The organism is Microvirga sesbaniae (genome assembly GCF_025460805.1).
GTDB classification, from domain to species: domain Bacteria; phylum Pseudomonadota; class Alphaproteobacteria; order Rhizobiales; family Beijerinckiaceae; genus Microvirga; species Microvirga sesbaniae.
Window position 1 is genome coordinate 127,262 of the sequence record NZ_JAMXFJ010000001.1, and the last position, 20,784, is coordinate 148,045.

Genomic DNA, 20,784 nt, shown 5'->3' on the forward strand with positions numbered 1-20,784 from the left:
GAGGAAAACTGATGAAGAAGGTTGTACTGGCCCTTGCCGCTGTCGTCGGCTTGGCCGCAACGGGCGCCCAGGCCCAAAACTACCCCACGCGCCCGATCACCATGATCGTGCCGTTCGCGGCCGGCGGCCCGACCGACGTGATCGCCCGCATCGTCAGCGACCACATGAGCCGGACGCTCGGCCAGCAGATCGTGATCGAGAACGTGGCGGGTGCCGGCGGCACCACGGGCATCACCCGGGCCGCGCAGTCCCAGCCGGACGGCTACACCATCATGATGGGCCACATGGGCACCCACGGCGCCGCGCCGGCCCTTTACCCGAACCTGAAATACGATCCGACCAAGGACTTCGCGCCCATCGGCGTGGCGGCCGGCACGCCGATCGTGATCGTGGCCCGGAAGGACTTCCCGGCCAATGATCTCAAGGGCTTTCTGGACTATGTGAAGACCAACGGCGACAAGGTGAACATGGCCCATGCGGGCGTGGGCTCGGTCTCCCATTCCACCGGCATCTTCTTCAACTCCGTGGTCAAGGTGAAGCCCACCATGGTGGCCTATCGCGGCACGGGTCCGGCCCTGAACGACCTCATGGGCAACACGGTCGATTTCATGACCGACCAGATCGTCAACGTGGCGCCGCAGATCCAGGGCAACAACATCAAGGCCTATGCCATCGCGACGCCCGAGCGCTCCCCGGTGCTGCCGAACGTGCCGACCACCAAGGAAGCCGGGCTCGAAGGGTATGAGGTCAGCGCCTGGAACGCGGTCTTCGCGCCCAAGGGTACCCCGCCGGACGTGGTCAAGAAGCTCAGCGACGCGCTCATCAAGTCCCTCGAGGACGAGAACACCAAGAAGCGCCTGCTCGACCTCGGCGGCGTGCTGCCGACCGCCTCGGAGCGGACGCCCGAGGGCCTGCAGAAGCTCGTCGAGAGCGAGGTCGCCCGCTGGACTCCGGTCCTCAAGGCCGCCGGCGCCACCGCCGAATAAGCCGGCGAAAGCTTGAGCATTCTGCCCGGCGGGCCTTCGGGCCCGCCGTCCTCCTTTCGGGCTCTGACTTCTCGAACAGGGCTTGAAATTGCCCGTCCGGACGATTACACCCTGCCTCACGTGCAGCCGTAGCTCAGTTGGTTAGAGCACCAGATTGTGGATCTGGGGGTCCCCCGTTCGAGCCGGGGCGGCTGTACCACTTCAATCGAAGACTTAGGCCCTCGCAGGTTCGAGGCTTGCTTTCCCGACATGCTGAATGGGAAGCAGGACCCGGAGAGACCTGCCAAGATACACAGCATCCTGCTCCCATGAGCCGCTCGCAAAAGCGGTTAGCGCATCCTGCCTGTCGTTCTTGAGATTGCCCGCTTGGACCGGCTGGCCCGCCAGGCTACGGCCCACCCGCTTGCGGTCGCTGGCTGCTATGACTGCTCGGCCATCGCCCAAGCACGGGCACAGCGGGGCCAATGGCAGCAAGGCTCCCTGGCAGCAACTCGTCGGCCTGGTTCTTCGCTTCATCTGGGCGCCCGCCACATCCCCGCACCGCGGGAGCACACGAGAGCTGTTTCCACTCACGTGGAATCATCTCTCTTCTTTGCCGAGCCGCATTTTTTGACGGTGAACCGGATCCACTTCACCGAAAAACGCTCTCATGGCTGAGCACGCCGAGGCACAGGCCCGCGTCGGACAGCCGCTACCGCAGCTATGGCCAGCCCCCGAGCCTGTCTGAGGCCAAGGTCGATCGACTCCGCAATCAGTTGTCCGACCTCGAGGACGCCAAACTCAAGCAGCCCGCCCGCTCGCTGGATGGCAGTCGGGCCAAGACCCTGATCGCCGCCCGCGACATGCAGGCTCCGGACGATCGGGGCTTGCGGACCCATGAAGTCCTCGGCCGCTTCGTCCAGGTCGCCTGGCTCGTTTGCCCGGTCCCGTTGTCTGCACATGCGTCAGACGAGGGTGCTGTCCTGCAAATGGCTCACCGGACCATGGTTCAACGCCGCCTTCTTTCGCGAGCGGAGTTGGCTTGTTCGTGCTTCGTGCTGCAAGAAGGGACCAAGACGGTGGCAACGGTCCCAGTTCGGGAGAAGCACGGCGGCAAGTGCGGTGGTGCCCCGGAAGCGGCTCCGCGTCGGTTCACCACGGAAATCGACCTGAAGACCGGGGCTGCTCGATGGGGCAGGGACGACGCGAAGACGATCAGGCCCATACCCAAGCCGGGATCGGCGAAGCAACTGCGCTGTTTTCACAATGAAGGTGCATGATCTCGTGACTTTCACTCCCCAGCGAACCTATTGGGCACAGACTGCATTCTTTGTGTATGTCAGGAGAGGTGGATGACGGTCGCCTATGCCATGAACCGCCTTCTGGAGACCTTAAGTTCCGGAGACCTCAAGTACCTGGAGCCGCACCTTGAGCAGGTGGAGCTGCCACGAGGCATGGAAATTGCCCATCAGGGAGAGGTGCTTCAGTCCGTCTACTTCCCTCAAACCGCTATCGTATCCCTCGTGCGGGACATGGCCAACGGCCAGATCGTCGAGATGGCTGCGTTCGGCCGTGAGGGCATGGTCGGGCTGTTGTTTATTGGCATTCCGCTCAACTCCGTTGGACGGTATCTTGTCCAAGTTCCAGGTACGGCCTTGCGGATGGATGCCGGCAGGATGCGCAAGGCGGCGGCGGCCCGTCCAGGCATCCAGCAGATGCTTCTGAGATACACCGAGTTGTTGATGGCGCTCACTCTACAATCGACAGCATGCAATGCCGCTCATAGCATCGAGGCTCGCTGCTGCCGCTGGATTATGGCCTCAGGTGATCGGACAGGCCGCAACGACGTACCCCTCACGCACGAGTACCTGGCCGAGATGCTCGGCGTTCAGCGGTCATCTGTAAGCGTTGTCATCAAAGGTCTTCACGACAATGGGCTGATCCGACAAAGCCGAGGTAAGATTACCATTCTCGACCGCTCACGGGTCGAGGAAGCGGCATGTGAGTGCTACCCCGTTCTTCGGGCGAAGTACCTACAGCTTCTGCCACTCGCACAAGGAGAGCCAGAGGAATGAACCCCTTGCGGTCTAGTCACCTCTCGCTTGTTAAGAATACTCGAGGCCGTTGAGTGGCCAGTGCTGCGCTCGTCGCCAATGGCAGGCTCCGGTTTTGGTCCTCTCGGTTATAGCCTCTTCCCATCACCCGCTGCCGGCTGCACCGCCTACTCGATGGTGTGCGAAGTGTCGACTTCCCGCGCGTGAGGCTTCTTTCAACTCACGACAAGCGAGTACAGGGTCGAAAGGGCCACAATCACTATGATTGCGGTCAGGGCTATCGGGTTTCCCGGACATCCGGCCTGGAAGTCGTCGCGTGGCATGGGCCTGTCCTAAGACCGGCGGATCGAGGACATGCGAGCCTTGCTCGACTCTTCTGCGGTGTCGAGTTCGGAGCGGTTTCGAACCAACCTTTCCCGCTCTGCCGCCAGGGTGTCCCAGGTTCGAGCCATCTCAAGGAGCTGCTTGTTCTGCTCCCCATCGGGCATCTGCTTGGCGAGCACCCGGCACTCTTCCGCGTGCTTTCTATATTCTGCTGCGGTTTTCATAGGTTGATAGACGCCCCCGAATTGCTGCGGTTGTACGCACCACTGTTATAACGCCCCGGTGATTTGACCAGCACAAACTCCGTAAACGGTTGGGGCCCGCCATTTATTCCCGTTGAAGAATGCCATCCGGGACATCCGGAAAGCTGCTCGCGACCTCAATGGGTCATGGGATCAGGCTTGTCGGCTCGACATCGTAGCCCCATCTGGCGAAGTCCTTGCGTCAATTCCTCCGGAGTCTATCGTCCACTGATAGCCGGTGCGACGTCAGGCGCTCTGGGAAGACTGCGGCTCAACCACCTGAGGCGTAGCCAATTGCCGGATCACGTTGATGATGGTGTCCGGCAAGTAGGGCTTGGCGAGGAAGGCTACTTTCTCCGACAGGTCGTCTGGACCCGGGCGCTCTCGACCAGACGTGACGACGACCCCGACCCCCGGCCAACGCTTCTGAATGGCGCGAGCCAAGTTGAGGCCGTTCATGGACCCTGCTGGCATCTCAATGTCGGTGACGACGACCTGAACGTCGGGACGAGCCTTGAGGACAGTCAAGGCTTCATCGGCATTGACGGCCTCGAAGACCTTGAAGCCGGCCTCGTCCAGGAAGTCGGTCATGAACATGCGTACGAGGGTCTCATCCTCGACCACCAGGACCACCATTCGGGGCTCGGAATCAGACATCGGGCTGGCATCTGCAAATGGTTGATGGAACCTCCAACAAAGCAGATGGGTTGCTGTTCCTAATCCTCATGATCCAGGGCAATGCCGTGTGCGCCGCCGCACCATCTCGCCCGTTCCGCCCAGGCTCCGCGGCAACCGCGGGATGTCATTCCCGCCGGAGACGCGGGGGCCACTTTTCACGTCCGATGCTCTCGACGATGACAAGGGTCGGGCCGGTCATCGCGGTGCTGCTTATCGGCTTTATGGTCGAACGGCACTCCTGTTGACCCGAGTGCCTTTTGCACCGGAAGCGCCAGCCATCCTCCCCAGAAAGTGCGGACCGATCCAACGGACAAGCTGCTCGTTCACCGTCCTATGAAGGCACTTTAGAATGCGCACCTTCCTCGCAGAATCGATACTTGCGAGAAGCAAGTTTTCCTTGCGATCAACTCTCGCGTGGTAGCTCTAAGGCATTAAGGTCACAGTAACATTGCCATATATGCTGGCGCCACTCTTGAAGTCACAGTGAACAACACTAGGCATTCTTATTCTATAAGAACCGTGAGGATCGACAATAAAGCCAAGCTTGTCGTGTTGTGCCTGAGTCAACTTGTTTGTAGTCAGTATAGGGCCAAGCCCGCGCATCATTGATGTCGAATGAACCCACTGGCATGCCCAGGTGTGACCATCTCAGGCATGCGGAAGATTGAGGGAGGCTACCCCATGCCAACGACCCTGAGTTTCGATCCTGGTGACTTCGCATTCGCATTTGAACACGATCCAGCGACCGAAAGAGGCTATAACCCGCCAGGAACGACAACCGCTGTCCGCGGCCTGCTGAATGCAGGTTTTGAAACCAACGCGTTTGCTCCTCAAGGCTTGACGTTCAACGCTGTCGGCGACGAAAGATCGTTGGTGTTCGGCACAGCCACCTTGCGTGAGGATTATATCGCTGCGCCCTACCAGCACAATCCAGCCGACCCGGCGGAGCTCAAGCTGACCGTCACGGTCAACGTGGACGGAGTAGCCACTCCGCTCGTCTTTGAGGCGGTGCCGACCGTACAATCCGGCCCGGCAGGCTTTACCTTCACTCCTCCCCTCCCACGCGACCAGCCTGCTCCCACGACGTTGCCGGGATCAACCGGCGATGCCGACGTGGATTTCACCGCGGCATTCGCTCCTGTCTCGTTCGTGGTCAATGGCTTTAAGTTCACCGCCGATATCTCCGACATCGTTTTCACGCAACCGACCGGCCCAGGCGACAGCGGAGCAGGCACCAACACACCTGTGGACGTGGAGAGGGTCTCGTTGACCCTCCGCCTTGACGCACTGCCGGATCCTGACATTCGCGAAGGCAGCAATGCGAACGATACTTTCACGTCCACCGGAGCTGCGGCCATTTTCGTCGGCGCTGGCGGCAATGACGTTCTCACGGGCGCAGGCTTGGCCGACGCGCTCTTTGGGCAGGACGGCAGGGACACGCTCCGGGGCCTGGATGACAATGACTGGCTCAGCGGCGGGCGCGGCAACGACCGATTGAGCGGCGGCGCCGGCAATGACCAGTTACGCGGAGGCTCCGACAATGACCGGTTGAACGGTGACACGGGAGATGATCGCCTGTTTGGGGAGAGCGGCAACGATCGCCTGGATGGCGGCCTCGGCATCGACTTCCTCCGCGGCGGGAGCGGCTTTGACACCTACGCTTTCACGACAGCATTGGGTACTGGGAATGTCGACGAGGTCAGCGGCTTCCAATCGTTCTTTGACACGATTGCGCTGGACAATGCGGTGTTCACGGGATTGTCCGCCGGGACGCTCAGGGGAAACGCATTCCATGTCGGCACGGCCGCCGCCGATAGCAGTGATCGGATCATCTACGATAATGTCACGGGTGCTCTGTATTTCGATCCTGATGGCATCGGAGGCGCTGCACAGGTCCAGTTTGCAACGCTCCTTGGAAGTCCCAACAACGTCAAGGCATCGGACTTCTTCGTGTTCTAAAGGAACGTTGGATAACCCGAGCAGGACCGTCCGCGCTTCGGCCCCGCGCGAACTGGCTTCGTAGCCCTTCGGCAATGAAGCGGCTCGATCTCAGTCCCTTGGAGCCCGTCCTTCCTTATGCGCCTCGGTTCGATGCCGAGGCGCCCTGCCTTGTGGCCCTGGTCCATACACGGCCCTTCACGACTTGGCATTTTCGCCGACGAGGACATGCCCCAGCCGAGGGAGTCGTGGACCTCGGCCAGGGCACTTGCGAGGGGTAGAGCCCCGCCTTGATCGGGCTGATAGGCAACGCGCCCGGTGCCGGCATCCTGAAACGGCCAAGGTTAAATTTCAGGAGCAGCAGGTGCATTCCAACCTGAACGATCTTCGAAATTGCAGGTTGCTTTCCTTCGCGGCTTCCTCAGGATCGGTCTAGAGCCTCGGACCCAAAAGTGGACTTGCCCTTTTGGGATCCATCCGAGGCTCCCTCTCTTGATTGGCGCATCGGATGAGGCGGCCCTCTGGGTCCGTCCGATGCGCTAGAGGAGCGAGACTGGGTGCGGGGCGGTCCCGAGGGACAGATTAAGCAGGCGAAATGTCAAATTTTCTTGGATCTGTCGTCTATCCGACTGACGCCGAGAGCCAGGGGCGGATAGGCAGGTGATCCCGGCCCCGTAGTTAGCAGCGGCGGGCCGCACCTTGGAGCGCCCCTGAGACGGGAGGCGCTCCTTTTTTATCAGTGGCGCTTGCTCATCGGCCTGGCTGGCTGAGGGCCTGCACGCTCTCGGGTCCGGCACCGGATCGATGTGGTCGACCGTCCTGGGCTATCCGGCGCTTATTCGCCGGTCTTCTTCTTGGACGATGCGCGACGCTTGGGCTTCGAATCCTCAGCCGGAGCCGTCGTGGTCTCCTTCGTCGCGGCAACTGCTTTCGCGGCAGTCTTCCTCCGCTGTTGGCCGAGGCCGCTGCTTCTGGCGAGTTCGGAGCGCCTTGCCGCATAGCTCGATGCAACCATCGGGTAATCAGCCGGCAGCCCCCACTTTGCGCGATACTCCTCAGCCGTCAGCCCCAATGTCCTGAGATGGCGCTTGAGCGTCTTGTACTTCTTTCCGTCCTCAAGGCTGATCAGGAAGTCAGGCGTGATGGACTTGCGGATTGAAACGCGCGGCTCTGGCTTTTCGGGCTCGACCTGTCTTGGAGCCGTCAGGCCTTGCAGGGCAGCATGGACGGAAGCAATCACGGTCGGCAAATCGCCTCGATGAACCGAGTTGTTGGCGACGTATGACGAAACGATGTCGGCGGTGATGCTGGCAAGGTCCAGCGGCGGTTCAGGCTGATCCATAACACGTCCAGTAGCAGGGAAGGTCAGGCACGTTCAGTTAGCCAATTACAGCCTCGGGTCAAGCCACTCTTGCCGGATGCGGGAGCAAAGGCTTGATGTTCTCAGTGATGATTGTCGCCAGGGATGACACGGGCACTCAGCCACTTCGGCAAAGGAAGACCAGCCTCGGGGGGAAGGAGAAGGTCCTTTCCTGTCAAGGTTGCCGGCCAAGGTCCGCCCCTTGCAGGTCCGAGCCGCTGTCTCTCGCCAATCCGTCTGTTGGCCCCTCTCGCTCAAGCTGGCCGGACTTTTGTCTCAGGCTGGAGAAGCGCCGGATGTTCCGCTCTGGGCAATCCGCCGCAGCACAAGACGAACCCGGATGGGAGAACGCTCGTCGTCCATCACAATCCTAATCTGTTCCCATGTCCCGGTCTCCCGGGTGCGAAGGAGTTCGCGATGAATGACTTCGGCAGGGATATTGACCGTGGCTCGTGCCTGCCCTGGGCTTTGCGATATGATGCTTCCCAATCCCTCATGATCACACGCAACCTCGGATGGCGGATCTGGGGACCTTCGTTCGAGCCGGGGCGGCTGTACCATCCCTGCCGATGACTTTGGCACTCGCAGGTTCGGGAGTCCTTCTTCCAGGACCCTTCCATGGAGTGCAGGCCCGAAACAGCCGAGGGCGGATCGCCGCAATCGAAGAGGCTGCGGGATCGGGCCTGGCCCAGGGGGATGCCGGACGCGGGGGGCGGTCCGGTCAATCGCAGTCGTCGTAATGCCAGTCGGCCCCTGCGGCGCGGTATGGCGGGCCTTCCATCCGCCTGGTCTCGAGAAAGCCGATGAACAGCCGCTGGATCGAAACAAATGAGGATGCTGCCGGTCTCGTGCTCAGTCGCAGCAAGTGGGTCATGGCGAACCCTCCGTCGATGATCTCCCCAGCCGCACGAGCCTCTACCCGAACGCGCAAACCCGCAACCGCATCATAGGGGCTACCTCAGGCGAAAGGCCGGCCCGGGGCCCCTCATCCTGCGGCCTGGCGATCGCGGAGCGTCGATGAGGCGCGTGGAACGGGCTGAAAGGCGAGCGGGTCCATTGGATCGGACCACGGCTTCGCCCTGCTCATCATCTCGAATTCCGGCCCTTTCTATGGCAGAATGGGCTTTCAGGAACAGGAGACGACAATGGATAAGGTCGCAATCGCCTTAGCTATCTCCTTGGTGGCGGCCGGCGCTGAGGCCCAGACACGCCCTTCAACGGTGACCATGCCATGCGGGGCCAGCCGCCAATTGGTGTTCGCGAGAGGCGCCATCGTGCTCGGAACCGGCGGAATGACCTATGATCGGTTCGTTCGCGACGCTACCTTCTGCGACGTGACGGAATATGCCCAGGCGGCCTATGTTCCAAGCATCGAGACGCCCATCTGCTTCGTGGGATATCGATGCAAACAGGGTCCGCGCGATTTGTGGGACGATTGACGCGCATCACCCGCCGCTCCCGTTCGCACCGCATCGATCCGCCACGTTCAGGCCTCGACAACAGCCGGGACGTTGCGGCGCGGATCCTCTGCGGCTTTCGGGCTGCCGGGGCGGTCGACGGCTCCTCCACTCCTGGAGCGCGGATGGTTCCTGATTCCAAAGCTCCTGCCGTCTCACCAAAGTCGGGGTGATCGCCCTTGCAGAATGTGAAATAGGAGGGTGGCGCGCAGGAGATGTCGGGGCAGCCGGCCTGTCGTCCGAGCAAGGGCATGCCCAGGGGCTTATGATGGATACAGGACAGGCGGCTTCCGAAGCGCGCGGGACGCGGATCGGCGTTCTCTACGCGTTGGCCGCATTCTTCATGTGGGGCTTGGCCGTTCCCCTCCATTTCAAGCTTATCTCGGCTGTTCCCGCCCTTCAGATTCTCGCCCACCGTATTGTCTGGGCGAGCCTGTTTGCCCTTGGCCTCATCCTCGCAGGCCGGCAATGGCGCAAGCTTGTCGAGGCGCTGACCTCCGGCAGCCGGTTGCTGCTCCTGAGCCTTTCGGCCGCCCTGATCGCCGTCAACTGGCTCATCTATATCTGGGCCGTCAATGCCGGACATCTCGTTCAGACGAGCCTCGGATACTTCATCAACCCGCTCCTGAACGTGGTGCTCGGCGTTGTCTTCCTGCGGGAGAGACTCAATCCGGCGCAGATCGGCGCCTGCCTGATCGCCGCCTCGGGCGTGCTCGTCCTTGCGGTCTCGTCGGGCGAGATGCCGTGGGTCGCGCTGGCTCTGGCCTTCAGCTTCGGCTGCTACGGCCTTGTCAGAAAGATCGTGCCGGTCGCGCCGCTCATCGGCTTTTGTGTCGAGTCCCTTCTGCTCACTCCTCTGGCCCTGGGCTACCTGGCCCGGGTTGCCGTGAACGGTGAATCCGCCGCCTTTCGGGGCGACCTGGTTCTGGACGCGCTGCTCGTCCTGACGGGACTGAGCACGGCCTTGCCGCTCATATGGTTCGCCGCGGGCGCGCAGCGGTTGAAGCTCTCCACCATCGGCCTGCTGCAGTACCTGGCCCCTTCGGGCCAGCTCGCACTCGGGGTTCTGGCCTATGGCGAGGCGTTCGGATGGATCGATGCCCTTGCGTTCGGGCTGATCTGGATCGCTCTTGCGCTCTACACCATGAGCGCCCTGAGATCGGCGCCGCCCGTGCCGAACCCGGCGAGCCCGGACGGGGCAACGGGGCCTCGATCCCGGACAGAGGCGTTGTGAGGCCGGATGGACATTTTGACGGCTTGGCCCGATGCTATCCCCAACCGTGGCCGGGCCTGCACGATGCGCTTCAAGGCAGGTCCTGAAGAGGGTGCTTGCCTGCGATGCGTGGGTGTTCCTGCAGCAGAGTGCTGATCGCCATGGTCTGTGGCGCTGTTCTCCTGGTCCTGGGGCCGCTCGGAGCCGAGGCGCAGCCTCAACCGGCCCCTCCTCCTCCACCCCAGGTTCAGCAATTGCTGCAGCTTCTGCAGGATCCCGCCGTTCAGACCTGGATCAATGAGCAGAAGAGGCCTCCCGTCGCCGTGGAGACTCCAGCGGCTGGGCCGACGGCGTCCGAGATCATGATGCAGCGGATCACGGGCCTGCGGGGTCGCTTGGCCGCCCTGGCCGCCGCCGTGCCGCGGCTGCCGGATGAATTCCGGGGAGCCTCCGGCCGCCTTCTCGAAGAACTCCAGGGACGACGGCCCCTGTCGGTGCTCATCCTCATTCTCGGGTTCCTTGCCCTGGGAGCAGGGGCCGAACGGCTCTTCCGACTCGTGACCGGTCCGTCCCGGGGACGGATCGTGAGCCGCCCGGTGACCACCACCTCCGAACGCCTGCATGCAGTCGTCCTGCGCTTCGCGTTCAATCTCGCCGACCTGGCGATCTTCGCCGCCGGGAGCATCGGGGCGTTCCTGGCCCTCGACTGGCCTGCGCTCCTCCGCCAGGTCGTGGTCGCCTTTCTCGTCGCCGCCGTGATCCTGCGGCTGGCTCTGATCGCGAGCCGTTTCCTGCTCGCGCCCAATCATGCCGGGCCGGCCCATGCCGAGCAGTTCCGGCTGATCCCGATGGATGCGGCGACGGCGCGGTTCTGGCACCGGCATGTTGCCCTGTTCGTCGGCTGGTTCGCCTTCGGATGGGCGACCGTCGATGCGCTCAGGGTTCTGGGCTTCACCCCGGAGGCGCGAGCCGTCATGGCCTATGCCCTCGGCCTCGGGCTCCTGGTCATCGCCATCGAGGTGGTCTGGACCCGCCCTAGGCCGGCCTTCAGCAGGGCCCCGGAGGCGAGCGCGCCGAGGCGGCTGCCGCGCGCGCTCGCAGGCAGCCTGCTGTCCCTGTATTTCGTGCTTGTCTGGGGGTTGTGGGTGGCGGGCCTCATGGGATTCTTCTGGCTGTCCGTCATCGCTCTGGTGCTGCCGCTTGCCATCTCCCTGACCGAGAAGGCCAGCCGCCATGCCCTTCGCCCCCACGTGGAGGGAGAAGCCGCCGCGCATACGGGACTGATGGCCGTCTATCTGGATCGCGGAATCAGAGCCCTCCTCATCGCCGGCGCCGTCCTGCTGCTCGCCGACGCTTGGCATATCGACCTGGTCGAGATGACAAGCCGCGATACGCTGCTGACCCGCCTCGTCCGCGGCGCCCTGAGCGCCATCGTCATCCTGCTCGTCGCCGATCTCGTCTGGCAAGTCGTGAAGACCTTGATCGACAAGCGGCTCGCCCGGGCGCAGTCGCAGACATCCACGGACAGCGAGATCGCTTCGCGTGAGGCGCGGCTCAGAACGCTCCTGCCGATCTTTCGCAACGTGATTTTTGCCGTCCTCGCCGTCGTTGCCGTGCTGATGGTCCTCTCCGCGCTAGGGGTGGAAATCGGACCATTGATCGCAGGCGCCGGGATCGCAGGCGTCGCCGTCGGGTTCGGCGCGCAGACGCTGGTCAAGGACGTGATCAGCGGGGTGTTCTACCTTCTCGACGATGCGTTCCGGGTCGGGGAGTACATCCAGAGCGGAAGCTACAAGGGCACGGTCGAATCCTTTTCCCTCCGCTCGGTCAAGCTGCGCCATCATCGCGGGCCGGTCTACACCGTGCCGTTCGGCGTGCTCGGGGCGGTCGAGAACATGAGCCGCGACTGGGTGATCGACAAGTTCCAGATCAACGTCCCCTACGACACGGATCTGGAGAAGGCGCGAAAGCTCATCAAGAAGATCGGCCAGGATATGGCGGCCGATCCCGAATATGCTCACAACATCATCGAGCCTCTCAAGATGCAGGGCGTCGAGCAATTCGGAGATTTCGCCATCCAGATCCGGTGCAAGATGACGACGCGTCCGGGCGAGCAGTTCGTGATCCGCCGCAAAGCCTTTGCCCGCATCAAGCAGGCCTTCGACGAGAACGGAATCAAGTTCGCCTTCCCGACGGTTCAGGTGGCGGGCGGGGAGACGGCACCGGCCGTGGCCCAGGAGGGGCTCCAGCTCGTCAAGCCGGCGGGTGCTGCGGAGTAAGCGTCTGTCGAGATCCCCCTGAGGCATCGGACCCAAAAGTGGACTTGCACTTTTGGGATCCATCCGATGCTCTAGCGTGCAAAAGAAGAGCCCTGGAGAGGGAAACCTCTCCAGGGCTGGATTCGACGCGGAGTAAGACGTCGGTTCACTTCAGCATGGACGCGACATTGTCCTTCGTCACGCGGTCGATACCGGCATAGATGATGTCCTGGACCTTCTCGCCCTTCTTCAGCTGCAGAAGGATGTCCATGGCCTTCTCGCCCATCTCGTACGGACGCTGGCCGACCAGCGCGTTGGCATAGCCGTCGCGCAGCAGCTCGAGCTGGACCTTCAGGGTGTCCGCCACCACGAGCGAGAACTTGCCCTGGCTCATGGCTTCCTTGTTCTTGTTCACGAAGCTCTTGTAGGCCTCGGGGACGAACATCGGCCAGCCGCCCACCGGCACGATGGCGGCGAGATCCGGATTGGCGGTCTTGAGGTCCTGCATCTGCTGGACGGCGAGCGCCAGGTCATCGTTGCAATACGTGGGAGAGCCGGAGACTTCCGTCCACTTGGATCCCTTCAGGGCATCGCGCACACCCTCGACGCGTTCCTTCAGGTTGGCGGCCGCCGGACCGCCGGACACCATGGCGTACTTTCCGCCTTCCGGGCGCAGCTTCAGGAGTTCCTCTCCGAGAGCGCGCCCCATGGCGCGGTTGTCGGTGCCCACATGCGCCTGGCGGGCGGAGTTCGGCGCGTCGGCGTCGAACGTGATGACCGGAATGCCGGCATCGCGCGCAGACTTGATCACGCGCACCGCAGCCGCCGCATCGGACACCGAGATGGCGATCCCGTCGACCTTCTGGCTGATCAGATCCTGGATGATCTGAGCCTGACTTGCCGGCTCATGCTCGACCGGACCCTTATAGATGCATTCCACGTTCCCCAGCTCCTTCGCACGCTTCATGCATCCGTCGCGGGAGAGGTCGAAATAGGGGTTGTTCATCGCCTTCGGCACGATGGCGAACTTGTAGGTCTGCTGCGCCATGGCCGGCGCTGTGAGCGCCGCGGCGGCGACCGCGGCAAGGATCAGGCGTTTCATCATGTCTTCCTCCTGGTTGATTGTCCGCCCCATGCCCGGGGTCTGGTGACCGGCTTCTCGCGGCCGGTTTCTAGCATCCGCTTTCGAGGCAAGGCAGCTTGCCTCAGACAACGGGATCTCAGGTCGTCATGCGCAGGGTCCGCAGGCGGTCGACCAGGACCGCCAGGATGATGATCCCGCCCACGAGCACGATCTGCCAATACGCGTTGATTCCGGCGAGCACGAGCCCGTTGCGGATCACCTCGATGAGAAGGGCGCCGATGACCGCTCCTGCCGGGCCACCGATGCCGCCGTTGAGGTTCGCGCCGCCGATGACGGCCGCCGCGATGATGGTCAGTTCGTAGCCGGTCGCCAGATTGGCCGGAGCGGAGCCGAGCCATCCCACCATCAGGATGCCGGCAAATCCTGCGGACAGCGCGGACAGCACGTAAACGGCGATCTTCACCCGTTCGACCGCGATGCCGGTGAGCGCCGCGGCCTTCTCGTTGCCGCCCAGCGCGAAGATGTGCCGCCCGAAGGCCGTGTGGTGAAGAACGACGCCGATGATCACCGCGAGAACGATCAGATAGATGATGGCGACCGGAACGCCCGCGATGTTGCCGTCGGTGATGTCGTAGAAGAGGTTCACGTCCGGTCCGGTCGGAGCCTGTCCACGTCCCTCCGTGACCGCATAGGCGAGGCCCCGGACGATCGAGAGCATGCCGAGGGTGGTCACGAAGGGCGAGAGCCCGACCCGGGCGATGAGCAGCCCGTTCGCCAGGCCGATCAGCAGCGCGACGCCGAGGCCGGCGGCGAGCGAGACCAGCATGCCGGCCAGCGGAATGCCGTCGAGAGCGGTGCCGCTCAACGCCTGCATGACGATGGCGCAGGTGATCGCCGACAGGGCCATGGTGGAGCCGACCGAGAGATCGATCCCGCCCGTGACGATCACCAGGGTGACCCCGAGCGTCACGATGCCGACGAAGGAGAAGTTCTTGGCCACGTTGGCCAGGTTGCCGGGGCTGAGGAAGGCCGAGCTCAGGAACGACATCACGATCATGATGACCACGAGGGCCCCCGCCACATAGGCGGTCTGGCTCGCGAAGAAGCCGCGCCGCCACCAGCGGGCCCGGCCCACATTCGAGAAGTCGCTCGTGTCGGAACTGGTGGCTGGAGAGAGTTCGCTCATCACGCCGCTTCCTTCGCGCCGGTGATCAGCGCCGTGACTTCCTCGGGGCTCGACTGGCTGATCGGCTTGTCCGCCACCTTGGTCCCGCGCCGCATGACGACCACCCGTTCGCAGACCGAGAATACGTCAGGCATGCGGTGCGAGATCAGGATCACGGCAATGCCCGCATCCTTCAGCCGGCGGATGAGATCGAGAACCTCGGCCACCTGGCGGACGGAGATCGCCGCGGTCGGCTCGTCCATGAGGATCAGCTTGGCTTTGGCAAGCCTCGTGCGGGCGATGGCGACCGCCTGCCTCTGCCCGCCCGACATGGCGCGGACCACGTCGTCCGGGCGCGTCTCGGACTTGAGCTCGCGGAAGAGGGCTGCCGTCCGCTGGTTCATGGTCGCGTGGTCGAGGAACGAGAACGGCCCGACCTTGCGTTTCAGCTCGCGGCCGAGAAACACGTTCGCGGCGGCCGTCAGATTGTCCGCCAGGGCGAGGTCCTGATAGACCACCTCGATGCCGACCGAGCGGGCATCGACCGGTCTGGTGAAGTGAACCTCCTGATCCTCGAACAGGACTCTGCCGTGGGAGGGCGGGAAGTTGCCCGCAATGATCTTCACCAGGGTCGATTTGCCGGCGCCGTTGTCTCCCATGAGGCCGACGACTTCGCCGGGCTTGATGGTGAGATTCACATGGGACAGAGCCCGAATGGCGCCGAATTCCTTTCCGACGTCTTGCAGGACGAGGAGTGACAAGAGCGTTCCTCCCTCAAACTTCAGGCCTTTGCCTGTGCGGCGTCTTCGCGCCATTGCCGATCTAAGCACGGGGGGCCGTGCGGTGTCATCTGCACCTTTGGTGAAAAGGGTGCCGGCTTGTTCGGTCTCTTCCGGTGCCCGGCATCATGCCGCCCTCTCGTTCTGCCTCGGATCGAGCTTGTAGAAGCGGGCTGCATTCAGGCCGAACACCTGGTCATGATGGCGGGCCGGCACGAGATCATGGCACATGGCGAGCCACCCCTCGTAGGTCCCGGCGAGCCGGAGCACCGGCCAGTCGCTGCCCCAGATGAGGCGCTCGGGACCGAACAGGTCGAGGAGAGTCTCGACATAAGGTCCGATGCTCGACAGGTCGCGCCGACCCCCGGCCTCCGTGAGAAGGCCCGAGAGCTTGCAATGAACCCGGGGGAGGGCGGCCAGCTCAGCCATCGGACCACGCCACGAATGGATCTCTCCGGTCGCGATGCGGGGTTTCGCTCCATGGTCGATCACGATCGGGAGATCCGGGTGTCGCTTGGCAAACGCCGTCAGAGCCTTCAGATGCTGCGGCATCACCAGCGCATCGAACCGCAGGTCCGCCTCCTTCATGGCGTCGATGGCCGGGTCGAGCCGCGGGTCATCGATCCAATCGTCGTCGGCGAGGTCCTGCAGCATCGGCCGCAGGCTCTTCAGCCGCGGATGAGCCGAGAGGCGCACCACGTGACGAGCGGCATCGGGAGCCTTGAGGTCGACCCAGCCCACGACGCCCAGGATGAAAGAATGCCGATCCGCCAGATCCAGCATGAAGTCGGTGTCGTCCATCGTCGGAAGCGACTGAACCAGGACCGTGCCGGCGATGCCGCAGGCCATCAGGGTCGGCTCCAGGTCCTGCGGCCCGAAATCACGATGGATGTCAGCCAGTTCCGGCGGCGGCCACTGGCCTTCCCGGTTGCGCATCAGCCAGAAATGCTGGTGGGCGTCGATGCGCATGGAGCTCATCCGCCTTCGCCAGGCAGGGGGGCGGCTTCGTCTATCAGGCCGCGCCTGCGAAGGGCGGTCCAGAGCTCGTCAGGGATCGTGGCCTCGAACCATGCCACGTTCGTCTGAAGCTGCCCGGCGTCGCGGGCTCCGGTCACGCAGGAGACGACGGCCGGATGAGCCATGGGAAAGTGAAGGGCGGCCGCCGGGAGAGGCACGTCGAACTCGTCGCAGACGGCCTTCAAGGCCTGGACGCGCTCCACCACCTCGGGCGGCGCATCCTGGTAGTCGAACTTGTTGTTGCCGACGAGGATGCCCGAATTGAACGGGCCGGCGATGACGATCGCGGTTCCTGCGTGGGCACAGGCCTCCATCAATGGGAGACTCATCTGCTCCAGCAATGTGTAGCGGCCCGCAAGCATGACGACATCGAGATCCGCCTCCTGCATCGCGTCCTGAACCACCTCCGCCTCGTTGACGCCGAGACCGATGGCCGTGACGGCTCCGTCGCGGCGGAGTTCCTGAAGCGCGCGGAACCCGCCGCCTGCGGTGAGCTGGCGCCAGTAATGCTCATGCCGTTCGCCATGAGTGTAGGGACCGATGTCGTGAATGTAGAGGATGTCGATCCCGACGACGCCCAGCCGCTGCTGGCTGTGCTCGAAGGATTTCAGAATGCCGTCATAGGTGTAGTCGTAGGTCGGGCGGAACGGGAGGGGCCGGACCCAGCCGTTCTCCTCCTTGCTCACGCTATTGTCGGGCACCATCAGGCGCCCGCCCTTCGTGCTGACGACGTAGCCGTCCCGCTCGTGATCGCTCAGCAGAGCGCCCAGCCGTCGCTCGGCCCGCGTATAGCCGTAATAGGGAGCGGTGTCGAAGTAGCGGATGCCGCAAGCCCATGCGGCCTCGGTTGCCGCCTGGGCTTCCGCAAAGCGGGTGTGGCTGTAGAGCCCTCCCATCGGGGCGGTCCCGAGACCGAGCGCCGTGAGAGACAAATCGCGGCGGGGCAGGGGGCGGCGGTCGGAAGCCCTCATGGGACAGCCCCGATCCGAGCGCGTCCCGGATCCGCAGCCCGTCGCGCTGTTCGGGACTTCACCGGCGTGCTGGTGCAATGGCGGAGAACGGCCCGTACGCCTCGCATGAATCCTCCCTCTGCAAGAGGGCTCTGTTGGCTGCAGAGCTCTCTGTCCGCCCTAATTGGTCAGGCCAGATTGGTTGCAATAGGAATAGGGCCGGGAGGAATATTTGGTCAAGTTAAAAGGTTTCGGCAGAATTGTGTCAGTTCGGCCTTATTGTCAGCGACCGGAGCGTGAACTATGGTCAGGCCAGTTTTACATTTCCCTCCTGTCCGGAGGGCTCCGCGCCAATGTCGATCCCATCCAAGACCCTTGAGCCGAGGCGCCTTTACCAGCAGATCGCCGAACAGATCCGCGGCCTGATCCAGTCCGGCCATTTCCCGCCGGGAGCCCGCCTCCCGGCCGAACGGGATCTGGCCCATCACCTGGGCGTATCGCGTCCTTCGCTCAGGGAGGCCCTCATCGCGCTCGAGATCGACGGCAGCGTTGAAATCCGCTCGGGATCCGGCGTCTATGTCTGCACACCTTTGGAACGCGCCGCGAGCATGATGAACTCGATGGGCGAGAGCCCGTCGGAACTCATGCAGGCGCGGGCTGCCATCGAGGGAACGGTCGTGGCTCTCGCCTGTGCGCGCATGACCCCTGAGGGGCTGGCGTCCCTCCGGGCGACGCTCGAGGCGATGCGGGCCGACATCGCGGATGGCCGCGATCCGCTCGAGCAGGATCGCCAGTTCCATCTCGCCATTGCGGCCCTGTGCGGCAATTCCGTTCTCATGCGCATCGTCCGCGGCCTGTTCGACGAGCGTCACAGCCCGATTTCCGCTCAGCTCAGCGTCCGGTTCGAAAGCCGGGAAGGCTGGCACACCGCGCTCCTGGAGCATGAAGCGATCTACGCGGCGCTGGAGGCTTCGGATCCCCTCCTAGCACAGGCGGCGATGCGGATTCATCTCGATGCGTCGACGAAGCGCTGGCTCGAGGATTGAGACGGACAGGACGGGCCCATCCGTGATCGGGTCGCGCAAAAGAAGCGGCTTCGGTCCATGCCGAAGCCGCTTCTGAACGCCCAGGCAGCTTGCCTAGAGCATCGGACCCAAAAGTGGACCCACTTTTGGGATCAGATCCGATGCTCATCTCCTGAAGCAGCGCACCGTCCGACGCGAAAAACCGGGTCCACTTTTTCGCACGGTGCGCTAGAGCATCGGACGTGACCCAGAGGGCCGCGTCAGCGAAAAGTGGACCCGCTTTCGGGTCCGATGCGCTAGATGATGATGAAGTCGGCTGCCGAGAGTTTGGCGAGGTTTTCGATCACCGCGAACTTCACCGCGGCCGTCGAACCCGTGCCGTCCGCGTCATAGGAGAGCACGCCCGTCTTGTCGTCGTAGATGATGCGGTCGCTCGCATCCAGCGCCTTCGTGCCGATGACGAAGCTGCTCGAGGCGAGTGCCCCGTACTTGAGGGTCGTGAACGCCGAGTCGTTGAGGCGGATCGTGTCGTCGGCGACATTGAAGTCGACGATCACGTCCACATTGGTGCCTCCCGGCTTGGTATCGAACGTGAAGGTGTCCTTGCCGGCGCCGCCGATCAGCACGTCGCTGCCGTTCTTGGCCCAAATCTTGTCGTCGCCACCCTTGCCGTCGATCACGTCGTTGCCGGACGTTCCCGTCAGGCTGTTGGCGCCGCTCGTGCCGTTGATCGTCTTCGTCGTGGTCGGGCGCGGCGCCGGAGTGGGGTTCGGCTCGGACGCATCGGCCACCTGGAGGGTTACGGTTCCGGTGTCGGTATCGCCGTCGACGTCCTTGACCTTGTAGCTGAAGCTGTCCGAGCCATGGAATCCGGCCTTCGGCGTGTAGACGAACGAGCCGTCGGCACTCAGCTTCACGCTGCCGCCTTGAGCCGTGGCGAAGGTTCCGGCAAGCGCAGCCTTGCCGCCGTCGGCCGCCACGTCGTTGGCGAGCACGCCCTGGGCGGCGGAGACGGTCAGAGCCCTGTCTTCGTTCGCAGCATACCTGTCGCTCGTCGCGACGAGCGCATGGTCGCCGGCGTCAGGCGTGGGGTTCGGCGTCGGGGTCGGCTGCGTCGGCGAGGTGACGACCCCGTTGTGGTTGAAGCTCAGGGCATAGAACGAAGTCTGGCCATAGCCTGAGCCATTCGTCTCGTTGGCGCCAAGATAAGCGCCGGCCTTGAAGTAGAACGTGTCGGACTGCCACACGCTGTTGATCTTGCTGACCGACTTGTAGACCTGGCCGTCGGCGAAGATCGTCACCTCGAGATCGTCGCCCTTGGCGTTGATCGTGTAGGAGAAGCGCTCGTCCAGGGACACGCTCGGCTGCTGGCCCGAAGCATTCACGAAATAGAACTTCGTCTCGGCGTTGCCGGAGCCGGCCTGATCATTGGCGAAATAGACCTTGCCGTTCTCCCAATAGAGGCGGACGAGTTCGTCGTTCTGGCCATGGATCTGGCCGACGACGATCTTGCCGCCCACGCCGTCGCGGTTGGGCGCGGCATCGACCTCGAGGGTCGCGCTCATGAACCCGCCGGTCTTGAGGTTCCAGGCGGCCGTTGCGGTGCCGTTCATCTCGCGCAATTCCGAGCGGGAATAGGACGACCCGCTGGTGGTCGCTCCCTCGACGGGAGCCACGAAGGTCATCGCTCCGTCGGCGGCCGTGTAGAAATACTTGGAGTGCTGGTAGCCCGAGAGGTTCTTGACTTCCATGGCGGTGCCGCTGAACCCGCCGTTTGAGTCCACAGGAAGGGTGATTTTCCAATTAGACAGGTCAAAGTTGCCGCTTGGCGCGACAGAAGAGTTCAAAGCCATGATGTATGCCCCAAAATTGAACGAGCCCCTTTGACGAGGCTTCTGAATAAGTTTTGTGCAGTTCTCTTGAGAACTAGCGAGGATTATGCCGGAAGAAAACGCACGATACGTACAGGTGGGAATGAACGTGGCTATAGACGCTCACAATACTGCGGACCCCGATGTCTATAGCTCGATATCCGCTGCGGATGTTTTGATAACCGAATAAGGCAACATCGTGGCCTATCAGGAAAATCTGAGTTCCCTGGTAAGGATTCTGTCTTCTCCGAGGGTCCAAGGAGCGCGGGAGGATTATATGCCTGGTTTTGCGGCGACGTGGCTCCTTGCGTGAAAAGGGGGAGTGCAGGAACGACAATGGAGGTCGTAGTGCAGCGCCTGTTGCTTAAAGCATCGGACCCAAAAGTGGACTTGCACTTTTGGGA

At 63.1% G+C, this 20,784-nt stretch carries 16 protein-coding genes and 1 tRNA gene; 9 read left to right on the plus strand and 8 right to left on the minus strand.

Annotation, left to right across the window (positions count from 1 at the left end):
* Positions 1 to 11 precede the first annotated feature (11 nt).
* The 4 genes from OCW50_RS00585 (at position 12) to OCW50_RS00600 (ending at position 3,040) form a co-directional block, all read left to right on the plus strand.
* A complete protein-coding gene (locus OCW50_RS00585) occupies positions 12 to 986 on the plus strand; it encodes a tripartite tricarboxylate transporter substrate binding protein BugD (RefSeq protein WP_262296072.1) in 975 nt (324 codons plus the stop codon).
* A gap of 122 nt (positions 987 to 1,108) precedes the next feature.
* Positions 1,109 to 1,185 (plus strand) — tRNA-His (locus OCW50_RS00590).
* Between the two features lie 556 nt (positions 1,186 to 1,741).
* On the plus strand, positions 1,742 to 2,245 hold the full coding sequence (locus tag OCW50_RS00595; protein ID WP_262296073.1) for a hypothetical protein: 504 nt from the start codon (positions 1,742 to 1,744) through the stop codon (positions 2,243 to 2,245).
* Between the two features lie 72 nt (positions 2,246 to 2,317).
* A complete protein-coding gene (locus OCW50_RS00600) occupies positions 2,318 to 3,040 on the plus strand; it encodes a Crp/Fnr family transcriptional regulator (protein WP_262296074.1) in 723 nt (240 codons plus the stop codon).
* A gap of 791 nt (positions 3,041 to 3,831) precedes the next feature.
* Here the strand turns inward: OCW50_RS00600 and OCW50_RS00605 are convergent.
* Positions 3,832 to 4,242 (minus strand): response regulator, encoded by a 411-nt coding sequence (locus tag OCW50_RS00605; protein ID WP_262272650.1) that lies wholly within the window; start codon positions 4,240 to 4,242, stop codon positions 3,832 to 3,834.
* 702 nt (positions 4,243 to 4,944) lie between these two features.
* Here OCW50_RS00605 and OCW50_RS00610 point away from each other — a divergent pair.
* Positions 4,945 to 6,222 carry a calcium-binding protein gene (locus OCW50_RS00610; protein ID WP_262296075.1) on the plus strand — a complete coding sequence of 426 codons (1,278 nt, stop codon included), beginning with the start codon at positions 4,945 to 4,947 and terminating at the stop codon, positions 6,220 to 6,222.
* 814 nt (positions 6,223 to 7,036) lie between these two features.
* On the opposite strand, the gene OCW50_RS00615 is transcribed toward OCW50_RS00610, so the two are convergent.
* Positions 7,037 to 7,543, minus strand: a complete 507-nt coding sequence (locus tag OCW50_RS00615; RefSeq protein WP_262296076.1) for a Ros/MucR family transcriptional regulator — start codon at positions 7,541 to 7,543, stop codon at positions 7,037 to 7,039.
* A gap of 1,163 nt (positions 7,544 to 8,706) precedes the next feature.
* Between OCW50_RS00615 and OCW50_RS00620 the strand changes: the two genes are divergently transcribed.
* From OCW50_RS00620 to OCW50_RS00630, 3 genes are all read left to right on the plus strand, one after another.
* Positions 8,707 to 9,000 (plus strand): hypothetical protein, encoded by a 294-nt coding sequence (locus OCW50_RS00620; RefSeq protein WP_262272647.1) that lies wholly within the window; start codon positions 8,707 to 8,709, stop codon positions 8,998 to 9,000.
* 286 nt (positions 9,001 to 9,286) lie between these two features.
* On the plus strand, positions 9,287 to 10,252 hold the full coding sequence (gene rarD, locus OCW50_RS00625) for an EamA family transporter RarD (protein ID WP_262296077.1): 966 nt from the start codon (positions 9,287 to 9,289) through the stop codon (positions 10,250 to 10,252).
* A 233-nt stretch (positions 10,253 to 10,485) separates the two neighbouring features.
* Positions 10,486 to 12,510 (plus strand): mechanosensitive ion channel family protein, encoded by a 2,025-nt coding sequence (locus OCW50_RS00630; protein ID WP_262296078.1) that lies wholly within the window; start codon positions 10,486 to 10,488, stop codon positions 12,508 to 12,510.
* A 145-nt stretch (positions 12,511 to 12,655) separates the two neighbouring features.
* Here the strand turns inward: OCW50_RS00630 and OCW50_RS00635 are convergent, their stop codons facing one another.
* The 5 genes from OCW50_RS00635 to OCW50_RS00655 form a co-directional block, all read right to left on the minus strand.
* The gene (locus OCW50_RS00635) at positions 12,656 to 13,591 is read right to left on the minus strand and encodes a sugar-binding protein (RefSeq protein WP_262271639.1); all 936 of its coding nucleotides are present in this window, start codon (positions 13,589 to 13,591) and stop codon (positions 12,656 to 12,658) included.
* A 118-nt stretch (positions 13,592 to 13,709) separates the two neighbouring features.
* On the minus strand, positions 13,710 to 14,759 hold the full coding sequence (locus tag OCW50_RS00640) for an ABC transporter permease (protein WP_262296079.1): 1,050 nt from the start codon (positions 14,757 to 14,759) through the stop codon (positions 13,710 to 13,712).
* On the minus strand, positions 14,759 to 15,499 hold the full coding sequence (locus OCW50_RS00645; protein ID WP_262271635.1) for an ATP-binding cassette domain-containing protein: 741 nt from the start codon (positions 15,497 to 15,499) through the stop codon (positions 14,759 to 14,761). The genes OCW50_RS00640 and OCW50_RS00645 overlap by 1 nt, the downstream gene beginning before the upstream one ends.
* A 144-nt stretch (positions 15,500 to 15,643) precedes the next feature.
* Positions 15,644 to 16,486 (minus strand): amidohydrolase family protein, encoded by an 843-nt coding sequence (locus OCW50_RS00650; RefSeq protein WP_262296080.1) that lies wholly within the window; start codon positions 16,484 to 16,486, stop codon positions 15,644 to 15,646.
* 5 nt (positions 16,487 to 16,491) lie between these two features.
* Positions 16,492 to 17,505: an aldo/keto reductase gene (locus OCW50_RS00655; RefSeq protein ID WP_262296081.1), complete on the minus strand. Its 1,014-nt coding sequence runs from the start codon at positions 17,503 to 17,505 to the stop codon at positions 16,492 to 16,494.
* Positions 17,506 to 17,837: 332 nt separating this feature from the next.
* On the opposite strand from OCW50_RS00655, the gene OCW50_RS00660 reads away from it, so the two are divergent.
* Positions 17,838 to 18,530 carry a FadR/GntR family transcriptional regulator gene (locus tag OCW50_RS00660; RefSeq protein WP_262271632.1) on the plus strand — a complete coding sequence of 231 codons (693 nt, stop codon included), beginning with the start codon at positions 17,838 to 17,840 and terminating at the stop codon, positions 18,528 to 18,530.
* Positions 18,531 to 18,805: 275 nt separating this feature from the next.
* On the opposite strand, the gene OCW50_RS00665 is transcribed toward OCW50_RS00660, so the two are convergent.
* Complete coding sequence (locus tag OCW50_RS00665) at positions 18,806 to 20,362, minus strand: polysaccharide lyase family 7 protein (protein WP_262296082.1); 1,557 nt, start codon at positions 20,360 to 20,362, stop codon at positions 18,806 to 18,808.
* Positions 20,363 to 20,784 lie beyond the last annotated feature (422 nt).